The sequence below is a fragment of the Tardiphaga sp. 709 genome (assembly GCF_032401055.1).
Classification (GTDB): Bacteria; Pseudomonadota; Alphaproteobacteria; order Rhizobiales; family Xanthobacteraceae; genus Tardiphaga.
Window position 1 is genome coordinate 2,021,442 of the sequence record NZ_CP135529.1, and the last position, 18,480, is coordinate 2,039,921.

Consider the following 18,480-nt stretch of genomic DNA (forward strand, 5'->3'; position numbering starts at 1 on the left):
TCCTCACCCAAGCTTCGGCTCGCCGAGACCCGACAGTCGCTCGACGTGGCGTACGGTGGCGATGAAGTCGGATTCGCCATCTCCCTGTGCAACAAGCGATCCGTAGATTTCTCGCACCTGCGCTGCGAGTTGCAGCGGCACGCCGACGTGATGACCGGCGCCGATGATGAGGTCGAGATCCTTGGCCATCTGCCGGCACGAGAAAGTGGATTCGAAGTTGCGTGTGGCCAGCGGCGGCGTTTTGTATTTGACCATCGGCGAGGCGACCGCGCTGTCGTCCAGAACCTTGAGAATATCCGGCCAGGAGATGCCGCCCTTGCGCGCCAGCGCGAGGCTTTCGGCCATCATTCCGGCGGACACCGCGATCATCAGATTGACCGCGAGCTTGGCAAATCGCGCTTCCTCGGCCACGCCGAGATAGGTTTGTGCGCGGGTGAACGTCGCCAGCACCGGCCGAACCGCATCGAACGCATCGCGCGGTCCCGACACGAAGCAGGTCAGCGCGCCGGTATGCGCTATCGCTGCATTACCGGACACCGGCGCGCGCAGATAGGCCACGCCGCTTGCCTCCGCCGCGACGCCGACTTCAGCCGATATTTCGGCGCTTACTGTGCTGGTTTCGATCAGGATCGTACCGCGTGGCAGCTTGTTCAGCAGGCCATCAGACCCAAGCACCAAGGAGCGCAGCGCTGCATCGTCAGGCAGCGACGTGAAGATGATGGAGTGGTTTGTAGCGGCGTTTACGGCTGAGTTGGCGGTCTGAAGCCCAAGCTGCTGTGCCAACACCATGCGCTGCTGGCCCGGGTCGTAACCGGTGACACGAATACCGGCCTCCACCATACGGCCCGCAATCGGCAAGCCCATCTTGCCAACACCGATCCAGGCGACGGCCTGTGCTCGATCTCTCGACGGGGTTGTCATGCCGCTTTCTCCTGACGTTCGATCTCGGAGACGATACGCATGCCTGATCGCTCGAGTTCATTCTTTTTGTGGTCGAGGTTCTCCACCAGCAGGCGTCCGCCTCGCTTGCGCCAGATGCCGTCGATCATGACCGCCTCGACATTGGCGATGCTGGACTGCATCAGGACCGTAGAAACCGGATCATGGACCGGCCAGAGGTTAAGGTCGGTGGCACTGATGACGACCAGATCCGCCTTCTTGCCCGATGTGAGCGAGCCGATGGTGTCTTCACGCCCGAGCATGCGAGCGCCCTCGATGGTGATCCAGCGCAAGGCCTCTCGCGTCGTGATCGTCGTGGCGGCCGGGATAGCGCCCGTGGCCCGCCGGCTCTCGGCATTGTCCAGCGCACGCTGGATCGACAGTGCGATGCGGCCAACATTGAACATGTCGCCCGGCAGCACCGATTCCAGATCGACCCCAAGCGAAGGCCGCGATCCCAGCTTCAACAGCCGCCCGGTGATCGGGTAGCCGTGGCCCTGATTCATTTCATTTTCCGGCGTGACCGAGAACGACACGCCGAGATCGACAAGCTGACGCAACAGATCGTCGGGAAGATCGTTGCCGTGCACGATGTTGACGCCGGGGCCGACGAGACCGGCTGCGATCAGCCTCGCCCAGCCACCAGGCGTCTTGGCCGGGCCGCCGCCCTGATGCATCGAGGCAATCAGATCGAACTCACGCGCCAGTTCGAAATCATGGATGGCAACATCCATGGTGGAATAATGAGGGCCAAGTATCGCAAGGCCGAGCGTGACGCGGTCGCTGCGGTTGGACAGTACTCCTGCCAGCAAGCGCTCGACCTCATGGCGCGGATGGGGAACTTCGGAGAAATGCGGCTGCCCCGGCGCCGCCTCCGGTTTCGGCGAGCCGTGGAAGAAGGCGGCACGGATGCCGCTCTCTTTCAGCGCCGCGACAGCGCGCTCACTGTGCGCAGGCGTTGGGTTATTGTGACACCAGTCAACCAGCGTGGTGGTGCCACAATTGATCTGGTTCAGCGCGCCCATCAGCGTGCCGATATGGATATCCTCGGGACGGAAGACCGTGGCCAGTCCCGCATGCATGCGTCGGAAATATTCAGGAAGCGTCCAGTTCGCGGAGAAGCCGCGCAGGGCAGTCTGCCACGTATGCATATGCGCGTTGACGAGGCCCGGAATGACGATGCGGCCACGACCATCGACGATCTCTGCATCACCGGCATCGAGTCCCGGCCGGATGTCGACAATGCGATCGCCATCAATCAGCAAGTCGGCCTGCGTGAGATCGCCGATCGTGTCGTCCATCGTCAGGATGGTGGCGGATTTGATGAGTGTGCGCATCGCCGTCATTGCAACGGCTCCGCCATAAACGGAGGATCGCCTGCCCAGGCCCGCGCGATCAGATCGCGGATAGCATCGCGTTCCAGAGGCCGCGGATTCCAGTAGGCATTGCTGACGGCAAGGTCGGCAGCACGTTCGATGCCATCCTTCGGCATTCCCAAGTCACGCAGCGCGACTTTGGCGCCAAGGCCCCGTGTGAGATCAAACAGTCCCTGCGCTGCCTGTCCGGCGCCAAGTGCGCGCGCGACGCGAGCCGCCGCGACCGGTACAGCCGGAGTATTATAGGCCATCGCATGCGGCAGGATCACCGTGTGGGTTTCGGCATGTGGCAAATTGAACGCGCCGCCCAGCGTATGGCAGAGCTTGTGATGCAGACCCATGCCGATGGCGCCGAGACAGGCGCCGCACAACCAGGCAGCGCGCAGGGCATCATCGCGTGCCGCCGCGTTGTCCTCGCCAGCCGCAAGCTTCGGCAGCGCGCTGGCGAACAGGCGAATGCCCTCTTCCGCCATCAACGACACGACCGGATTGGCATCGCGCGCATAGAGCGCTTCGACAGCGTGAGCGATTGCATTGACGCCCGATGTCACGGCAAACGCAGGCGGCAATGTGCGCGTCAGGTCGACGTCGTAGATGACCGTTTCGGGGAGTATCTTCGGGCTCGATTGCGTGGTCTTCAGTCCCTCGCGGGTCTCACCCAGGATCGGCGTCATTTCGGATCCGGCATAGCTGGTCGGTACGACGATTTGCGGCAGGTCGGTCCGTAGCGCGATCGCCTTGCCTAGCCCGATGGTCGAACCACCGCCCACCGCGACAATGCCGTCGGCCTGCAGAGCCTTGACCTGCTGCATCGCAAGTTCGGTCACATCAACCGGCGTATGCATCACCGCACCGGCATAGACGCCCGCCGCTCTGTCACCGATCAGGGCGGCAATCTGCTCGCCGTGAGATTTCTGCTGGGCTGTCGTCAGAACGAGTGCGTGCTTAACGCCGAGTCGGTCGAGCTCAGCGGCCAGATCTGCCAGCCGTCCCGAGCCGAAGACGACCCGCATGGGCGCCGCCTGATAGACGAAGCTCTCCATCATTCCATCCCTGATCGTCGACGCCGTTAGGGCGCTTCTGCTGCATTGCACCAAGGCATGCAGCGGATTTTCGCTACCATCATTCCCGTGCACACGTTTGTCAAGAAACTCTGCACACGTTTGTCGATTTGTGCAAGATGAGGCATTCTCACGTGATCGTTAGCGGATACGACGACGCGCACGAGCAGGCTGGATGGCGATGCCCAAAAAAACCAAGAACACCAAGAAGACGTCACCCGCACTTCAGGAGCGGTCGTCGCGCAAGACAATCATTGATGTCGCGAAGTGTGCTGGTGTCCATTGGTCAACGGTGTCGCGCGGGCTCAATCCCGAGAAGCGCCACCTGATCTCCCCAGAAATGATCGAGCGCGTCGAGGCCTGCGCAAAGAAGCTGGGATATCGGGCCAACGCCATGGCATCGGCGCTTCGGACCCAGCGATCTCGCACCGTCGGCGTTATTGTTTCGAACCTTGGTGACCCCGTCCATCCCCCCATAGTGCGGGCGATTGAGGATCGGTTCGCCGAGATTGGATACGTCACCATCGTCGGCAATACCGACAACCATCCGCTCAGGCAGGCCGCGCTGATCGATCGTTTCATCCAGCAAGGCGTCGAGGGGCTGATCGTCGCGACCTTCGAGCGAAACGATCCTGGTATTGCGGCCTGCGTCGAGGCCAACATCCCCGTGGTCGCAGTGTTTCGCGATCCTGAAAGCGAATTCATACCGAGCGTCCGGGTCGATGACGCGAAGGCAATGGAACTGGCGGTTCATCATCTCGCCGAACGCGGGCACAGGCAGATTGCTCATGTCGGCGGCCCGCAAAACGTGTCGACGGGTTACCACCGCTATCGCGGCTTCCGGCGCGCTTGCAAAGCCCTGGCTCAAGAGGGAGTTGCGCCCACTGCCGTCTTCGGTGAGGCCTTTACGGTCGAGGAAGGTGAGTTCGCTTGCGAACGTTTGCTGGCGGAGAATCCCAATATTACGGCAATTGTGGCCGGCAACGACATGCTGGCCGTAGGCTGCCTTCGGCACCTGAGAAACAGGGGCATTTCATGTCCCGGCAGCATCTCGCTGGTCGGCATGAACGACATGTTGTTCATGGATGCGATAGCACCGGCACTGACGACCATCAGTACGCCAACTGCGGAGCTGGGAACGCAGGCGTCTCACATCCTTATTGCGATGATCAAGGGAACGCCGGTTCAAAACGATCGGATCGTGCTGAAGCCGGTTTTGCTTGCGCGCGATTCTGTCGCCGCGATCAAGCTGCCGACCAGGACACGTTCATCAGATCTTTCTGACACCGCCAAAAGAGAAGTCAGAATACGGCACCGACAAAGCTAAGCCAAACCTGACGCACGCTGCGGCGGTGGCATGGAAAAGTGTCGGCGACTGATCCGAATTTGCTGACAGCGGGGCGTTCAAAGCAATCCGTTACAGATCTGGCTTCTCGACCGAAATCAGAAGTTTCCGCAGCAGCCGCGTGAGCGTTTGACGTTCGTTGGCCGTCAGTACCTCGTCGACCGAACGGGACAACTTGAAGTGCTGGGCAATCGCCTTGTCGACGGAATTTCGCCCCTTGGCCGTAAGCGTGATCCGCGCACCACGGCCATCTTCAGGATCCTGGCGCCTGACGATGAAGCCGTCCTGCTCGGCACGCCGCAGCCGCGCGGTGAGCCCGCCCGACGACAGCAGGCACTCCGCATAGAGGTCAGTCGGTCGAACACCGATACTGCTATCGGCCTCGCGGCGGTAGATCGTCAGGAGCAGGTCGAACAATTCCCAATTGAAGCCCTGCTCCTCGAGTGCGGGCTCGATGGCGCTGCGCATATGCACGGACAGCCGGACAATCCGGCCGACGACGTCGAGGTGACCGGCGTCGAGGTCGGGCCGCCGCCGGCTCCAGCCGGCAATGATCTCATCAATCGAATCGGTAGTCATGCTGATCAGCATATAGGCACGGGGCACCGAATATATGCAAATTCATCTATCTTTGCGCCAAGATATTTTATCTTGACTCAAAGATAGTTTGACCTCACGCTTCGTGACGGGTTGACCGGATGCCACCTCGCGAGAAGGTCACGAGGTTTACCAACGCCCGCCATCGAGGAAATGATCATGACAGCCAAGCCGGCCTTTGCGACCTCGCCCACCAATCCGCACGTCAAGGAAATCCAGACGATGCCGGAGCGGAAGCCGGACATGCCTTATGCGCCAGCGATCCGTGTCGAAGTGCCCTGCGGGATGTTGTTCATTTCCGGAGCAACGCCCTCGCCGCTCTATCACAAGCATCCCCACGTTCTGGAGGAGCACGATCATCCGAATTCGATCGAGGACCAGACCCACCGCGCCATGCAGACGATCCAGTCGATCCTGGATCACGAAGGGCTGACCTGGACCGACATCGTCAAGGTGACGAAGTACCTGACCGACATCCGGGACCAGGACGGTATGGTGAAGGTGATGAAGGAATATTTCGGCGACTGGACGCCGGCCAGCACCACCATCTGCATCAACCAGCTCTCGACCCAGGGCGCCCGTGTCGAGCTGGACATGATCGCCGCCATTCCCGTGCAAAAATAGACCGGATGTGACCTCCCGCCGGCCCCGGGTCATCGGGCCGAACGAGGCCGACAATGATGCACGGCACTGAAAATCAAGATGAGCAAGGGGACCGCTCGCTGCACACCCCAAAGGGGTCTGCGCCGCGGGCGCCCGGAAGTGAGGCCGATGCACCGCTGCTGCGTCTGGTCGGCATCGACAAATCCTTTCCCGGTGTGCATGCGCTCAAGAACGTATCGCTCGACGTCTATGCCGGCGAGGTCCATGTCATCCTCGGTCAGAATGGCGCGGGAAAGTCGACGCTGATCAAGACGTTGTACGGCGCCTATGCGGCCGATCGCGGCTATATCGAGATCGAGGGCCGGCGGGTCGCCGTCGCCCGCCCGGCCGATGCCAGCGCGCTTGGTATCGCCGTCATCTTCCAGGAATTCTCGCTGATCCCGTATCTGGACATCGCGCAGAACATCTTTCTCGGTCGCGAAGCCGCATTCAGTCGCTTCGGTCTCGTCGATTCCGCGGCCATGCATGCAGCCGCGCGCATCATCCTCGACGATCTCGGGCTCGACTACGACACCCACGCATATGCCGCCGATCTCGGCGTGGCCCAGCAGCAGATGGTGGAGATCGCCAAGGCGCTGTCGCAGAACGCGCGGGTGCTCGTGATGGACGAGCCGACGGCGGCGATCTCCGAGCGTGAATCAGATCGCCTGTTTCAAACCATCGCGCGATTGACGGAGAAGCGCGTCGCCATCGTCTACATCTCCCATCGTATGAAGGAGGTGCAGATGCTCGGTGATCGCATCACCATCCTGCGCGACGGCGCCGTCGTGACCAGCGTGCTACGCGATCAGAAAAGCCAGGCCGAGATGGTCGGCGCGATGATCGGACGGCCGTCGGGATCGCAACTCGCACGGACGCCGCGCCCGCCCGGCGAGCCTGTCCTGTTCGCAAGGGATGTGAACACGGCCAAACTGTCGGACATCTCCATCGAAATTCTCGCCGGCGAGGTGGTGGGGCTTGCCGGCCTCGTCGGGTCCGGCCGGACTGAAGTGGTCCGGGCCTTGTTCGGCGCGGATCCGATCGCAAGCGGCGAGATCTCTCTGTTGGGATCGCGCGCGCCGGCCACACTGGACAGACGGGTGCGTGCGGGCATGGCCCTGCTCCCGGAAGATCGCAAACGGGAGGGATTGGCGCTGCCACTCGATGTCCGCGACAATGCGACAGTCGCCTCGCTGTGGCGCAGCTTCGCCTCCGGCTGGTTCTCACCGGCCAAAGCAGAGCAGGACACACGCGGGCTGATCGCACAGCTCGGCATCGCCGCGCATGGCACGCGCCAGAGCGTCCACACCCTCAGCGGCGGCAATCAGCAGAAAGTCGTGCTGGCCAAATGGCTGGCGGCAGGGTCCAGGCTGTTCCTGCTGGATGAACCGACGCGCGGTGTCGATGTCGGCGCCAAGGCGGAGATCTATCGCCTGATCGATCAACTGGTCGATGGCGGGGCCGGTGTCGTCGTCATCAGCTCGGAACTGCCGGAGCTCGTCCAGCTCTGCGACCGCGCCTATGTCATGCGCGACCATCGCATCGTCGGGCATCTCGCCGGCGACCAGTTAACCGAGCGGGCCATCCTCGAACTGGCGGTGCATCAATGAGCATGATGATCCAGCTGCAGCGCAGGTCCGGCATGGGCCAGTTCCTCAGCGCAATCCCCGGCGCCGGCCTCCTGCTGATCCTGATGCTGGTGCTGTTCACGATCGTCAATCCGAGATTCGTGTCCCAGACCAACCTGATCAATGTCGGCTTGCAGACCTCGCTACTGCTGATGCTCGCCCTGCCGATGACACTCATCATTATGACCGAGGGCCTCGACCTGTCGGCCGGAGCTCTGCTCGGGCTGAGCGGCGTCATCGTCGCCGAGGCGCTTCTTGCCGGATGGGGCGTGTTCGCCGCCTGTGCGGCGACGCTAGCGGTGAGCATTGCCTTCGGGGCCCTCAACGGTATCCTGATCGCCTATCTGTCGCTCCCTGCTTTTGTCGTCACCCTCGGCACCATGGGGCTGATGCAGGGGATTGCGCTGGTGCTCACCAATGGAGATCCGGTCGGCGGTTTCACGCCTGCCATCGAAACCTTCTATCGCTCCCAGCTTTGGTTCATTCCGACACCGATCGCGATCGCAGCCGCCCTTTATGCCGCGCTGTGGCTACTGCTCTATCGCACTCGGCTCGGCAACTACGTGATCGCCATCGGCGGCAACAAGGACGCGCTGCGTCTCGCCGGCATTCGCGCCAATCTCGTCCACCTCGCCGTCTATGTGCTCGGCAGCGCGATCATTGGCCTCTCGGCAGTGCTGCTGATCGGACGCACCAATTCGGCGCATCCGACCGTCGGCATCGGCATGGAGTTCGAAGCGATTGCCGCGGTGGTACTCGGCGGCACATCCTTCGAAAAAGGACAAGGCTGGCTGTTCGGCGCCGTGCTTGGCGCGCTCGCCATCACCGTACTGCGCAATGGACTCAACATTCTGTCCATCGACTCGTCGCTGCAGGTTGTGTGCATCGGCATCCTGCTCATCCTCGCGCTGCTGATCGACCAGGCGCGCAAACAATTCGTGAGGCGTACGGCATGACGGTCCCGGCAACGCTCGATATCCGCCCATCGTCCCTGTCGCCCGACGCCGCGGCCCTGCTCGGCCGGTTCGTGCTGATCGCTCTGATTGCCGGCGCATTGACCGCGGTCGATCCGGGATTCGCGTCGGTGAGCAATCTCCTGAACATGCTGCGACAGGCGAGCCTGCTGTTTCTCGTGGCGTCCGGCCTCACACTCGTCATTATTGGCGGGGGGCTCGATCTGTCGGTCGGCGCCAATCTGACGCTGTCGGCCTGTCTCGCCGCAGCCGCGATCAAGACCACCGGCAACCCGTGGTACGGCGTCGCGGTCGCGATCGGCGCCGGCACGCTGATCGGCTACGCTAACGGGCTGATGATCAACCGCCTGCAGCTGCCGCCTTTCCTTGCGACTTTCGGCATGCTGTGGGTGGCGCAGGGCATCGCCTACTGGTTCATGGCCGGGCAGACGATCTACGGCATGCCGATGTCGTTTCGCTATTTCGGCACCGGCTTCTTCCTCGGCGTTCCGCTGCCGATCTGGATCACGCTTGTGGTCTGTCTCGCCTGCAGCATCCTCCTGCACCGCACGACCTTCGGCCGCGAGGCGTATTTCATGGGCGCCAACCAGACCGCCGCGCTGCTGTCCGGCGTCCCGGTCGAGCGTCGTCGGCTGCTGCTCTACGTGCTCAGCGGCTTGACGGCAGGCATCGCGTCTCTCGTCTATCTCGCACGCCTCAATGCCGCCGAGCCCGGAATCGGCGAGCCGTTGCTGCTTCCTGCTATCGCCGCAGTTCTGGTCGGCGGCACATCCTTGTTCGGTGGCAACGGCAACATCGTCGGCACCGTGCTTGGCGCCATCCTGCTCACCATCATCGTCAACGGCCTCAATCTGCTCAACGTCGCCGCCACCTGGCATCCCTTCGTCAACGGCGCCGTCGTCCTGGTCGCCATCATTGCGGATCTCGTCATCAGCCGACGCCGATCAGGGAGCGAATAGACCCGGCATCACCAACTCACCACACGTCTCGTCATTACAACCAGAGGGGCCATCATGCGAACCACCAGATCTATCCGATGCGTTCTTGCCGCCGTCATTTGCGGCACCCTGTTCAATTCGGCAGCGCGCGCCGATGGCGAAGTGATTGCAGCCTTCACGAAGAACCAGGTGGACCCGCATTTCGAGGGTGTGCGCGCTGGCGTCGCGCAGATGGCCGAGAAGATGCGCGCGACGGTCAAATATTACACGCCGACCAAGCCGAACAACATCACCGAAGGCATGTCGCAGCTCGAAGATGTCGGCGTGACCAAGCCCAATCTGATGCTGTTCATGCCAATCGACGCCAAGGCGCAATTGCCAACGATCAAGCGCCTGATCGAGTCCGGCCTGCCGATTATCAACTACAACGACCGCGGCGGCGACGCGCCTTATCTCTCCTTTGTTGGCCAGGACGATTACAAGCTCGGCTACGACATCGCCAAAACCCTGTTCGACCACCTCGGCGGCAAGGGCAATGTGGTGATGCTCGAAGGCGTCAAGGGCTCGACCACGGGCGACGAGCGTAAGCGCGGCTTCGACGCCGCGGCCAAGGACTATCCGAACATCAAGATACTGGCCTCACAGCCCGCCAACTTCCAGCGCCTGCTCGGCATGCAGACGATGGAGAACCTGATCCAGCAGTTCAGCACCATCGACGGCGTGATCGCCGCTGCCGACGCGTCCGCGCTCGGCGCCATCGAGGCGCTCAATGCCGCCGGCCGCAAGAACGTTGCCGTGGTGTCGATCAACGGCGTACCGGAGGCCGTCGAGGCGGTGAAGACGGGCAACCTGCTGGCGATCGCCGAATTCGACGGCTTCAAGATCGGCTGCGTCGCCACCGCGGTGGGCCTCAACGCCATTCGCGGCCAGAGCGCGCCGAAGCAGGTCACGATTCCGGGCGCAATCATTACCAAGGCGAACTACGCGCCGTGGCTCGTCCCCTACAAGGATCGCACCTGCCCCTCGCCCGACGCCTACATCACGAAGTAACGCCAACGGGCCTGCAGTCGCGTCGCGTGCTGCAGGCCCTCCTTCTTACTTGACCGCCCCGTCCGTCGACATCGCGACGAGCTTGCCATAACGCTCCGCATCGCTGCGCAACTCGGCCTCGAACGCTTCCGGTGTCGAGCTCGCAAGATCGACGCCCTGTCCGGTGAATTGCTTGATCAGGGCCGGATCGCTGAGCGCCTCGGCGGCGTCGCGTGCGATCTGGTCGACGATCGACTTGGGCACTGCCGCGGCGGCGAGCAGGCCGAACCAGCTATCATAGCTGAATTCGGGGAGCCCCGCCTCGGCGAAAGTCGGCACATCAGGCAGTTGCGCCATGCGGCTCTTGCCGGTGACCGCCAGTGCGCGCAGCTTGCCGGACTGGATGAGATCACCGCCGACACCGAAATAGGTGAAGGCAACCGAGGTATCGCCGCGCATGATGCTGATCTGGGATTCCGGCAGTCCGCGATGCGGGATCAGTACCATCTTGGTCTGCGTGAGATGCCTGAACAGTTCGGCCGCGATGCCAGTGGCACTGCCGACGCCCGCCGAGCTGTAGCTCAGCGAATCCGGCTTGGCCTTCGCCGCGGTGATCAGTTCGGCCAGCGTCTTGAACGGTGCATCCGGCGGGACGATCAGGATGGACGGCGTCGATCCGACACGACTGATCGCAGCGAAATCCTTGATCGGATCGAAGTTGAGGTTCTTGTTGACCACGCCGACCACGCTGTGGCCGTTTGAGGTCAGCATGATCTGCGAGCCATCGGTCGCTCCCTTGGCGACGCTGCTGACGCCAGCGATGCCGGGCCTGTTCTCGACGATGACCTGCTGCTTCCATTTCGCGGTCAGCTTCTCGGCCACCGAACGGGCAAGGATGTCCGTAATGCTGCCGCCGGAAAACGGCACGATAATACGAACGAGCTGGTTCGGATAAGTCTGTGCAATGGCTCCGCTGCCCATCAGCGCCGCAGTCGCGGCGAGGCCGGAGCCGATCATGAAGTGTCGGCGATCCATCATTATCTCCCTTAAAAAACCAAGTGCCGGGCTTTCAGCCTCTGGCGGTGTTGGGCAGTGGCATTGCAAGCAACACCACCGCCGGTCGTTTCGTCTCGTTGCGCAGCGCGCGCGTCTCGTTGGGCGCGATGCGGCAGGAATCCCAGATGCCGAGGGTGACGATGCCATCCGGCGTCTCGAAGGTCACCTCGCCTTCGAGGACGACATAGAACTTCTCTTCCGGCGAAGCCGAGGGCGTAATGCTGCCGCCCGGCAGGATCTGGCTCATGCCGAGCCACATCACATCAGCGGGCCCGGCGTCGCGGCCCTGCAGGCGGAACATCCGCATGTCATTGTGGCCAGGGGCTTCGTAGCGTGGGGCATCGTTCAGGCGGACAACATGCATGGCTTCACCCATTCGGCTGAAAAACAAGACGATCGCGCGAGGAGCCGAGCACGGCGACATAAGCCTCTGCAGCGCGCTCCAGCGGGTAGATCGCGTCCGGCTTGATCGGAAACGGTTTCAATGCCCCGCTGGCGAAACCCGGCACCAATTCGTGCAGGATCTCGCCGGCTTCCGGCGATGACAGCGACAGCGAGTCGACACCGAAGAAGGTGTGCTTGCCGCGATAGAAGGCGAAGATATCGAACGGCACGGTGGCCTTGGTGGAGGCAATGAAGATCTGGCGACCGAGATGCGCGAGCGATTTCGTGCCGGCCTCGTAATAGGGTTCGCCGACAGTGTTATAGACGATGTCCGCGCCCTTGCCGCCGGTGAGTTCGCGCACGGTCGCCGCGACGTCATTGCGGCTGGAATCGACGACGGTCACCTCGCCATGGGCATGGCCGGCATATAGCTCGTCCTTGCGGACGACGCCGATCACGCGAGCGCCCTGCCATGACGCAATCTGCGTCGCCGCCTGACCGACCTTGCCGTTCAGACCGAGGATCAACACCGTCTCGCCGGGTTTCGGCATGCCGCTGCGACGAAAGCCTTCCTGCGCGGTGACAAAGGGCACGCCGATGCCAGCCGCCTCCGCGAGGCTGATGTTTGCCGGCTTCTCGACCAGCGCAGACGCTTCGACCACCAGATGCGTCGCATGGGTGCCATCGCGACCGATCCCGAGTTGGCCGGACGAGCCGAACACTTCCTTGCCGATCAGGTCGGCCGGTCCGTCGATCACGACGCCGGCGAAGTCCCGACCAGGCGTACGCGGAAATACGGCATGCGGCATCAGACCGAGCGTCGCCTTGGCGTCCGACGGATTGATCGCGGCGGCCTTTATCTCAACCAGCGCATCGCCTGGCCTGGCGCAGGCGAGTGTGCATTGCTCGATGCCGAGCGCCACATTCTCGATGCGATCAGCCTTGGCGGCGACCCGCAGGCATGTTGCGGTGACGCTGGAGGAAGTCTTGGCGGCTGCAGTCATTTCAGTCCTCGAATGCTGTGTTATGCGGCGCCCGGCAAATCGAACAGTGCGCGTGCTTCAGCAGGCGTCGCGATCTGCGCGCCGAGTTCTTCGATGATGCGGCGTGCCTTGTCCACCATCACGGCGTTCGACGGCGCCAGTACGCCGCGGCCGAGCATCACCGCATCTTCCAGACCGGTGCGGGCATGACCGCCGGCGAGCACCGATTGCGCCACCATGGGAAACGTGGAGCGGCCGATGCCAATGGCCGTGAAATGCGCATCCCGCGGCAGCAGACCGCGCGCATACAGCACCGTTTCCGGCGACGGCTGGAAGCCGTATTTCACTCCCATCACGAAGGAGGTGAGCGCCGGGCCGCTGAGTGTACCGTCGGCGAGGAGATCGTGCAGCAGCGCGATATCGCCGGAATCGAACAGTTCGATCTCGGGTTTCACGCCGGCCTCGCGGATGACCTTGGCCATGCGGCGCACATTGCCGGGCGTGTTGATCACCACCTGACCGCCGGAATTCATGGTGTTGAGATCGAGCGTGCAGATGTCGGGCTTCAGCGCCGTGATATGGGCGACGCGTTCTTCCGGGTTCATCAGCGTGGTGCCGGCGGCGGCGACCTTGGGATCGTCCTGCGAAGGCACGAAGCGACCGCCGGGACCGGTGGTGATGTTCAGGATCAGGTTGCGATTGCGCGCGCGGATGCGCGCCACGACGTCCTGATAATAGTCGAGCTTCATCGACGGCGCGCCGGTGCCGGGCTCTCGCACATGGATGTGCGCGACTGCCGCGCCGGCTTCAGCGGCACCGAGGCAGGCGTCGGCGATTTCTTCCGGCGTGATTGGCAGATGCGGGGTCTGGTCCGGCCGCGTCAGGTTGCCAGTGACGGCGCAAGTGATGACGATCTTGTCGAGCATCGGGCGCATCAATCTCTCCTTATAACGCTCGGCCGCCGTCAACGACGATCAGCGAGCCGGTGGAATAGGTCAGGTGGGTGGCGCAGGCCGCGATCGCGCGGCCGACGTCCTCGGCCGTCGCAACACGCTTGAGCGGAATGGTCCCCGCGACCTTTTCGAGTGCGGCCGCATCGCGGCCCGGCACGAAGTCAGTGGCCACGACGCCCGGCGACACTGCCATCACGCGTACCGCCGGCGCCAATGCCCGCGCGAGCGACTTGGTCATGGTGTCGATCCCGGCCTTGATCGCCGCGTAAGCCAGATTGGAGCCGACGCCATTCAGCCCCGCGATCGAGGAGACGTTGACGACGAGCCCGTCGCCTCCGGCCTTGAGCAGCGGCGCGAAAGCGCGGATGGCGGCAAACTGGCCGCGCCAGTTGACCTTGAACATGTCGTCGATGAAATCGTCGGTCAGCGCGTCGAGATCGCCGATCGGAATGGGCTTCGTGTAGCCCGCGGTATTGACGAGAATATCGCAGCGGCCGAACGCTCGATCCACCTCGCCGGCAAGCGCCGTCAGCGTTGCGCTATCTTCAATTACCGCGCGTCTGGCGAGATGGCCCTCGCCCGGAAGGCCAGCCAGCAACGCGTTGGCGGCTGCCTCGCCGGAACGCCAGGTCACGACGACACGGGCACCTTCGGCGGCCAAGGCTTGCGCGGCCGCGGCGCCGATGCCGCCCGAACCGCCGATCACCACGGCTACCTTGTTCGCGAGAATATCCGACATCGACAGCTCACTTGATGGGAGGATGCGGGAGCACGGCCTCGCCGGGCTCCATGACGAATGTGTAGTTGAGGCTGAACCATTCGCCAACGACGTCCGGCGCTGGCGGCGCGCCTTCGCCCTTGCGGAAATCGCCAATCAGCGCGCGCGTCACGCCGAATACGACATCGCTTTCCAGATGCTCGTCGTCATCGACGAAGATCTGCGTGATCAGCGTCTTGAAGCCCGGCTTGAAGGCAAGCACATGCAGATGCGCCGGCCGGAACGGATGCCGGCGCTGCGCAGCCAGCATCTCCCCGGTCGGACCATGGGTCGGCACCGGATAGCCTGCAGGCTTGACCGAGCGGAACGCGAAGCGGCCGTTCGCATCGGTCTCAAACACACCGCGCAAATTCATGTCAGCCTGACCGGCGTCCTGGTTTTCGTACATTCCCGATGGCGAGGCCTGCCAGACATCAACGCTGACACCCGAGAGCGGCGCTCCCAGCGCGTCGGTGATGCGGCAATCGACGAACAGCGGTGCGCCGGGTGTCGGCGAACGCAAGATGGAGGCACCATTCTCCACGCGCGGAGCGTTCGCCCGCCAGAACGGCCCGAGCAACGCTGCAGCGGTCTCGCTCGCGCCGTCCTGGCCGTTGTTCAACAGGCAGACCAATGTCGAGAGCCCGACCGCGTCGCTGAACAACACGCCCTCGTTATGGCTGTCAGTGGTGGTCTGGCCGATCCGGTTGAGGAAATCGATGGCGAATTCGAACTCCGCCTCGGTCAGCCGGACCTCGCGGGCAAAGTCGTGCAGATGGCGAACGAAGGAGGTCATGACCGTGCGCAGCCGCTCATTGGGTGCAGCGCTCATCGCGGCAAGCACAACGTCGGTCACGTCCTCCTGGCGCGTAATGATCATCGACCACTCCCTCACATTGCAATTTTTTGGCTATCCACGCTGCGCAATCGATTGCACACATAGTGCAATCGATTGCGCAAGTCAACCGCACCAGATAGTTTGGAGATCGTGGCAGTGATGACGACAATCAAAGATGTGGCGCGCGAAGTGGGGGTGCACCCGTCCACCGTCTCGCGCGCGCTCGACCCTGCCCGCCGCGGACGGATCGGCGAGCCGGTTGTGCGCCGGATTCTGGAAGCAGCGGAGCGGCTGGGTTACCGCCCGGACACGGTGGCCGCGAGTCTGCGCAGCGGCCGTTCGAACATGGTCGGCATCATCGTCCCGGACATCGCTAACCCGGTCTTCTCGCCCATCATCGGCGGTCTCGAAGACGTGCTATCGGCGCGCGGCTACGCGCTGATCGTCGCCGACCCGCAACCGCAACGGACGGGCGCCGACGACATCGTTCAACGGCTCGTGGCGCGCCGCGTGGATGGCCTCGTGCTGGCGAATGTCGCGCTCAAGGATAATTCGATCGAGCGTTGCCTGAGTTGGAAAATCCCTGTCGTGCTTGTCAATCGCGCGGAAGCTGAAGCGCGTGTGCCTTCGGTGGTCTCGGACGATGTGGCCGGCATGCGGCTCGCGGTTGCGCATCTTCTCGAACTTGGGCATCGCCACATCCTCCATCTCGCCGGCCCGCAAATGCTATCGACCGGATCGCTCCGCCGCCGCGGTTTCGTGGAGGCGATGCACGAAGCGGGTTTCGCGCCGGCCGACAATGATATCGAAGAAGCTGAAGCATTCACGCGCGAGGCAGGACGCGCTGCCGCACTCAGACTGCTCGCACGACAGCCTGAGGCCACCGCCATCGTCGCAGCCAACGATCTCCTCGCGCTCGGCATCTATGAAGCGTTGCGCGAAACGGGCCGGCGATGTCCGGAAGATCTGTCAGTGATCGGTCACAACGACATGCCGCTGGTGGATCTGGTGGATCCGCCGCTATCCACGATCCGCATCAGCCACCGCGAGATGGGTGAACAGACCGGCCAACTCCTGCTCGACCTGATCGAAGGCGTCCGCGGCGATGCGCCTTATGTCGTCACAGCGCCCCTGCTCGTCGTGCGCCGCTCGACACAGCCACCAAGGATCTCGCGATAAGCCGGCGTTGGATCTGATTAATTGAGCAAACGTGATTCTGGTTTGCGCCCCTTCGCTTTGAACAAGGGCGGACTCGCATACCGGCAAACGCCCCCGACGTTCCTTATCAATTCGGCCAAATCCAGAAGCGACTACGCCCAAACGATAACAAGCGAGTGATCAGACAAGAGCGCGTTGCATGACAGATCTGACGTCATATGGGATGTATTGAACATTCATCTGCAGTAATTCGGCCGAACTTTATATTCCATATGATGAAGCTGGGCGGTTCCCACGCTAGGGAACCTAAGATGTCTGATGTTTCTCGCCGCGCTCAACTTATTCTGTTGAAAAACGATCTGCACATCATGCGAGGCCGGGCCCAACGCCTGGATCTAAGCGATGTAGCCTTGTTGATCTCGCAAGCTGTTCAGTTGCTCTCCAATCAGCCGGAGATTTCTAAATCTGACCAGCCGCGCGCCTAACTGCATTGTTTGTCATCGGCGCGTTCGGTCGCCAGGACAAACATACCGACAGCCGCTGCGGTCACCAAAAACGGCATAATGATAAGGGCCATTGACGCCTCCTTGTCGAAGTTGATCTTCGAGCATGACACAGCATCTCTTATGCGGCTCGCTACTTCCCTAAAGCAGATGGTGAACAGAACTATACGGAGAGATTTGGTTGAGAAATGCCAAATTCATGAACGATAAAGTATGCGATCTGCGCGACGTCCAGCACGCCAAATGTCCGCCTTCCGCCAAGAGCGGTAACCCACAACGTCGACTTTGTGTCAGAAGCGGGCATCTGCCAACGGGGTTCCCCTAAAGCGGAGGAGGCGGACATCTCTTGCACTGTCCGCCTCCTCCAGAGATAGCTTAAACCTCCAGCTTGTCCCCACCCTTCAGATCAAGCATCTCGCGCGCTTCATCCGGGGTTGCAATTTCAAGGCCGAGGCCTTCGACGATCTTGCGCGCGAGAGTGACCTGCTCGGCATTCGAGGAGGCCATGCGACCTGGCGCCGCCCACAGCGAATCTTCCAGACCGACACGGATGTTGGCGCCCATCGCCGCAGCCATCGCCGCGATCGGCAGTTGATTGCGACCGGCACCGAGCACCGACCAGACATACTTGTCGCCGAACAGACGATCCGCCGTGCGCTTCATGTGCAGCACGTCTTCGGGATGTGCACCTGTACCGCCCTGCAGACCGAACACCGTCTGGATGAACAGCGGCGGCTTCACCAGCCCCTGTTCGAGGAAGTAAGCGAGATTATAGAGATGCGCCGTGTCGTAGCATTCGAACTCGAAGCGCGTGCCCGTCTCGGCCAGCGTCTTCAGGACGTACTCAATGTCCTGAAACGTGTTGCGGAACACGATGTCCTTGTTCTGCAGGTGCTTCAATTCCCAGTCATGATCGAACTTCTTGAAGCGGTTCAGCATCCCGAAGAATCCGAAATTCATTGAGCCCATATTGAGCGAGGCGACTTCCGGCTTGTAGACCGCAGCAGGCCGTACGCGTTCATCCACCGTCATGGTGGGCGCTCCGCCGGTGGTGAGATTGATCACCGCATTGGTGCGCTGCTTGATGATCTTCAGGAACGGCGCGAATGCTTCAGGGCTTTGATCGGGTTGCCCGGTCTTCGGGTTGCGCGCATGCAGATGCACGATGGCGGCACCCGCTTCCGCCGCATCCACGGCGGCGTCGGCGATTTCCTGCGGCGTCACCGGCAATGCCTTGGACATCGAGGGCGTATGGATCGCCCCCGTTACGGCACAGGTGATAATGACTTTGCGGCTCATGTCAGTCTCCGTCTTGCTGT

The 18,480-nt window shown here is 62.4% G+C and carries 19 protein-coding genes; 8 read left to right on the forward strand and 11 right to left on the reverse strand.

Translation table 11 applies throughout. The features are described from left to right. Positions 1–3 precede the first annotated feature (3 nt). From RSO67_RS10120 to RSO67_RS10130, 3 genes are read right to left on the reverse strand one after another with little or no spacing between them, the layout of a single operon-like run. Positions 4–921 carry an NAD(P)-dependent oxidoreductase gene (locus tag RSO67_RS10120; protein ID WP_315843367.1) on the reverse strand — a complete coding sequence of 306 codons (918 nt, stop codon included), beginning with the start codon at positions 919–921 and terminating at the stop codon, positions 4–6. Beyond that, positions 918–2,285: an amidohydrolase family protein gene (locus tag RSO67_RS10125; RefSeq protein WP_315843368.1), complete on the reverse strand. Its 1,368-nt coding sequence runs from the start codon at positions 2,283–2,285 to the stop codon at positions 918–920. The genes RSO67_RS10120 and RSO67_RS10125 overlap by 4 nt, the downstream gene beginning before the upstream one ends. Next, positions 2,282–3,361 (reverse strand): maleylacetate reductase, encoded by a 1,080-nt coding sequence (locus RSO67_RS10130; RefSeq protein WP_315843369.1) that lies wholly within the window; start codon positions 3,359–3,361, stop codon positions 2,282–2,284. The genes RSO67_RS10125 and RSO67_RS10130 overlap by 4 nt, the downstream gene beginning before the upstream one ends. 190 nt (positions 3,362–3,551) lie before the next feature. Between RSO67_RS10130 and RSO67_RS10135 the strand changes: the two genes are divergently transcribed. Continuing rightward, entirely contained in the window at positions 3,552–4,703 is a 1,152-nt protein-coding gene (locus tag RSO67_RS10135) for a LacI family DNA-binding transcriptional regulator (RefSeq protein WP_315843370.1), read from the forward strand. A gap of 90 nt (positions 4,704–4,793) precedes the next feature. Here RSO67_RS10135 and RSO67_RS10140 read toward each other — a convergent pair whose 3' ends face one another. Further along, a complete protein-coding gene (locus tag RSO67_RS10140) occupies positions 4,794–5,300 on the reverse strand; it encodes a MarR family winged helix-turn-helix transcriptional regulator (RefSeq protein ID WP_315843371.1) in 507 nt (168 codons plus the stop codon). A 177-nt stretch (positions 5,301–5,477) separates the two neighbouring features. On the opposite strand from RSO67_RS10140, the gene RSO67_RS10145 reads away from it, so the two are divergent. Genes RSO67_RS10145 through RSO67_RS10165 form a run of 5 tightly spaced genes read left to right on the forward strand, consistent with a single transcriptional unit; the run spans position 5,478 to position 10,550 of the window. After that, entirely contained in the window at positions 5,478–5,942 is a 465-nt protein-coding gene (locus RSO67_RS10145; protein WP_158550404.1) for a RidA family protein, read from the forward strand. A gap of 56 nt (positions 5,943–5,998) precedes the next feature. After that, the gene (locus tag RSO67_RS10150; RefSeq protein ID WP_410001880.1) at positions 5,999–7,570 is read left to right on the forward strand and encodes a sugar ABC transporter ATP-binding protein; all 1,572 of its coding nucleotides are present in this window, start codon (positions 5,999–6,001) and stop codon (positions 7,568–7,570) included. Further along, positions 7,567–8,544 (forward strand): ABC transporter permease, encoded by a 978-nt coding sequence (locus tag RSO67_RS10155; RefSeq protein WP_315843373.1) that lies wholly within the window; start codon positions 7,567–7,569, stop codon positions 8,542–8,544. The genes RSO67_RS10150 and RSO67_RS10155 overlap by 4 nt, the downstream gene beginning before the upstream one ends. Beyond that, positions 8,541–9,521, forward strand: coding sequence for an ABC transporter permease (locus RSO67_RS10160; protein ID WP_315843374.1), 981 nt, complete (start codon positions 8,541–8,543; stop codon positions 9,519–9,521). Before RSO67_RS10155 ends, RSO67_RS10160 begins: the two co-directional genes overlap by 4 nt. 54 nt (positions 9,522–9,575) lie before the next feature. Next, on the forward strand, positions 9,576–10,550 hold the full coding sequence (locus RSO67_RS10165) for a sugar ABC transporter substrate-binding protein (protein WP_315843375.1): 975 nt from the start codon (positions 9,576–9,578) through the stop codon (positions 10,548–10,550). Positions 10,551–10,595: 45 nt separating this feature from the next. Here the strand turns inward: RSO67_RS10165 and RSO67_RS10170 are convergent, their stop codons facing one another. The 6 genes from RSO67_RS10170 to RSO67_RS10195 are packed head-to-tail and all read right to left on the reverse strand — an operon-like array spanning position 10,596 to position 15,542. Then, positions 10,596–11,564, reverse strand: a complete 969-nt coding sequence (locus RSO67_RS10170) for a Bug family tripartite tricarboxylate transporter substrate binding protein (protein WP_315843376.1) — start codon at positions 11,562–11,564, stop codon at positions 10,596–10,598. A 34-nt stretch (positions 11,565–11,598) separates the two neighbouring features. Further along, positions 11,599–11,949: a cupin domain-containing protein gene (locus RSO67_RS10175; RefSeq protein ID WP_315843377.1), complete on the reverse strand. Its 351-nt coding sequence runs from the start codon at positions 11,947–11,949 to the stop codon at positions 11,599–11,601. Positions 11,950–11,953: 4 nt separating this feature from the next. After that, positions 11,954–12,973, reverse strand: a complete 1,020-nt coding sequence (locus RSO67_RS10180; RefSeq protein WP_315843378.1) for a zinc-binding alcohol dehydrogenase family protein — start codon at positions 12,971–12,973, stop codon at positions 11,954–11,956. A gap of 20 nt (positions 12,974–12,993) precedes the next feature. Beyond that, positions 12,994–13,878, reverse strand: coding sequence for a 3-keto-5-aminohexanoate cleavage protein (locus RSO67_RS10185; RefSeq protein ID WP_315844215.1), 885 nt, complete (start codon positions 13,876–13,878; stop codon positions 12,994–12,996). Positions 13,879–13,897: 19 nt separating this feature from the next. Continuing rightward, complete coding sequence (locus RSO67_RS10190; RefSeq protein ID WP_315843379.1) at positions 13,898–14,644, reverse strand: SDR family oxidoreductase; 747 nt, start codon at positions 14,642–14,644, stop codon at positions 13,898–13,900. A gap of 7 nt (positions 14,645–14,651) precedes the next feature. Further along, positions 14,652–15,542, reverse strand: coding sequence for a dioxygenase (locus RSO67_RS10195; RefSeq protein ID WP_315843380.1), 891 nt, complete (start codon positions 15,540–15,542; stop codon positions 14,652–14,654). 117 nt (positions 15,543–15,659) lie between these two features. On the opposite strand from RSO67_RS10195, the gene RSO67_RS10200 reads away from it, so the two are divergent. After that, positions 15,660–16,679, forward strand: coding sequence for a LacI family DNA-binding transcriptional regulator (locus RSO67_RS10200; protein ID WP_315843381.1), 1,020 nt, complete (start codon positions 15,660–15,662; stop codon positions 16,677–16,679). Between the two features lie 290 nt (positions 16,680–16,969). Beyond that, entirely contained in the window at positions 16,970–17,143 is a 174-nt protein-coding gene (locus RSO67_RS10205; RefSeq protein WP_315843382.1) for a hypothetical protein, read from the forward strand. Between the two features lie 393 nt (positions 17,144–17,536). Here the strand turns inward: RSO67_RS10205 and RSO67_RS10210 are convergent, their stop codons facing one another. Then, entirely contained in the window at positions 17,537–18,460 is a 924-nt protein-coding gene (locus tag RSO67_RS10210) for a 3-keto-5-aminohexanoate cleavage protein (protein ID WP_315843383.1), read from the reverse strand. Positions 18,461–18,480: the final 20 nt, after the last annotated feature.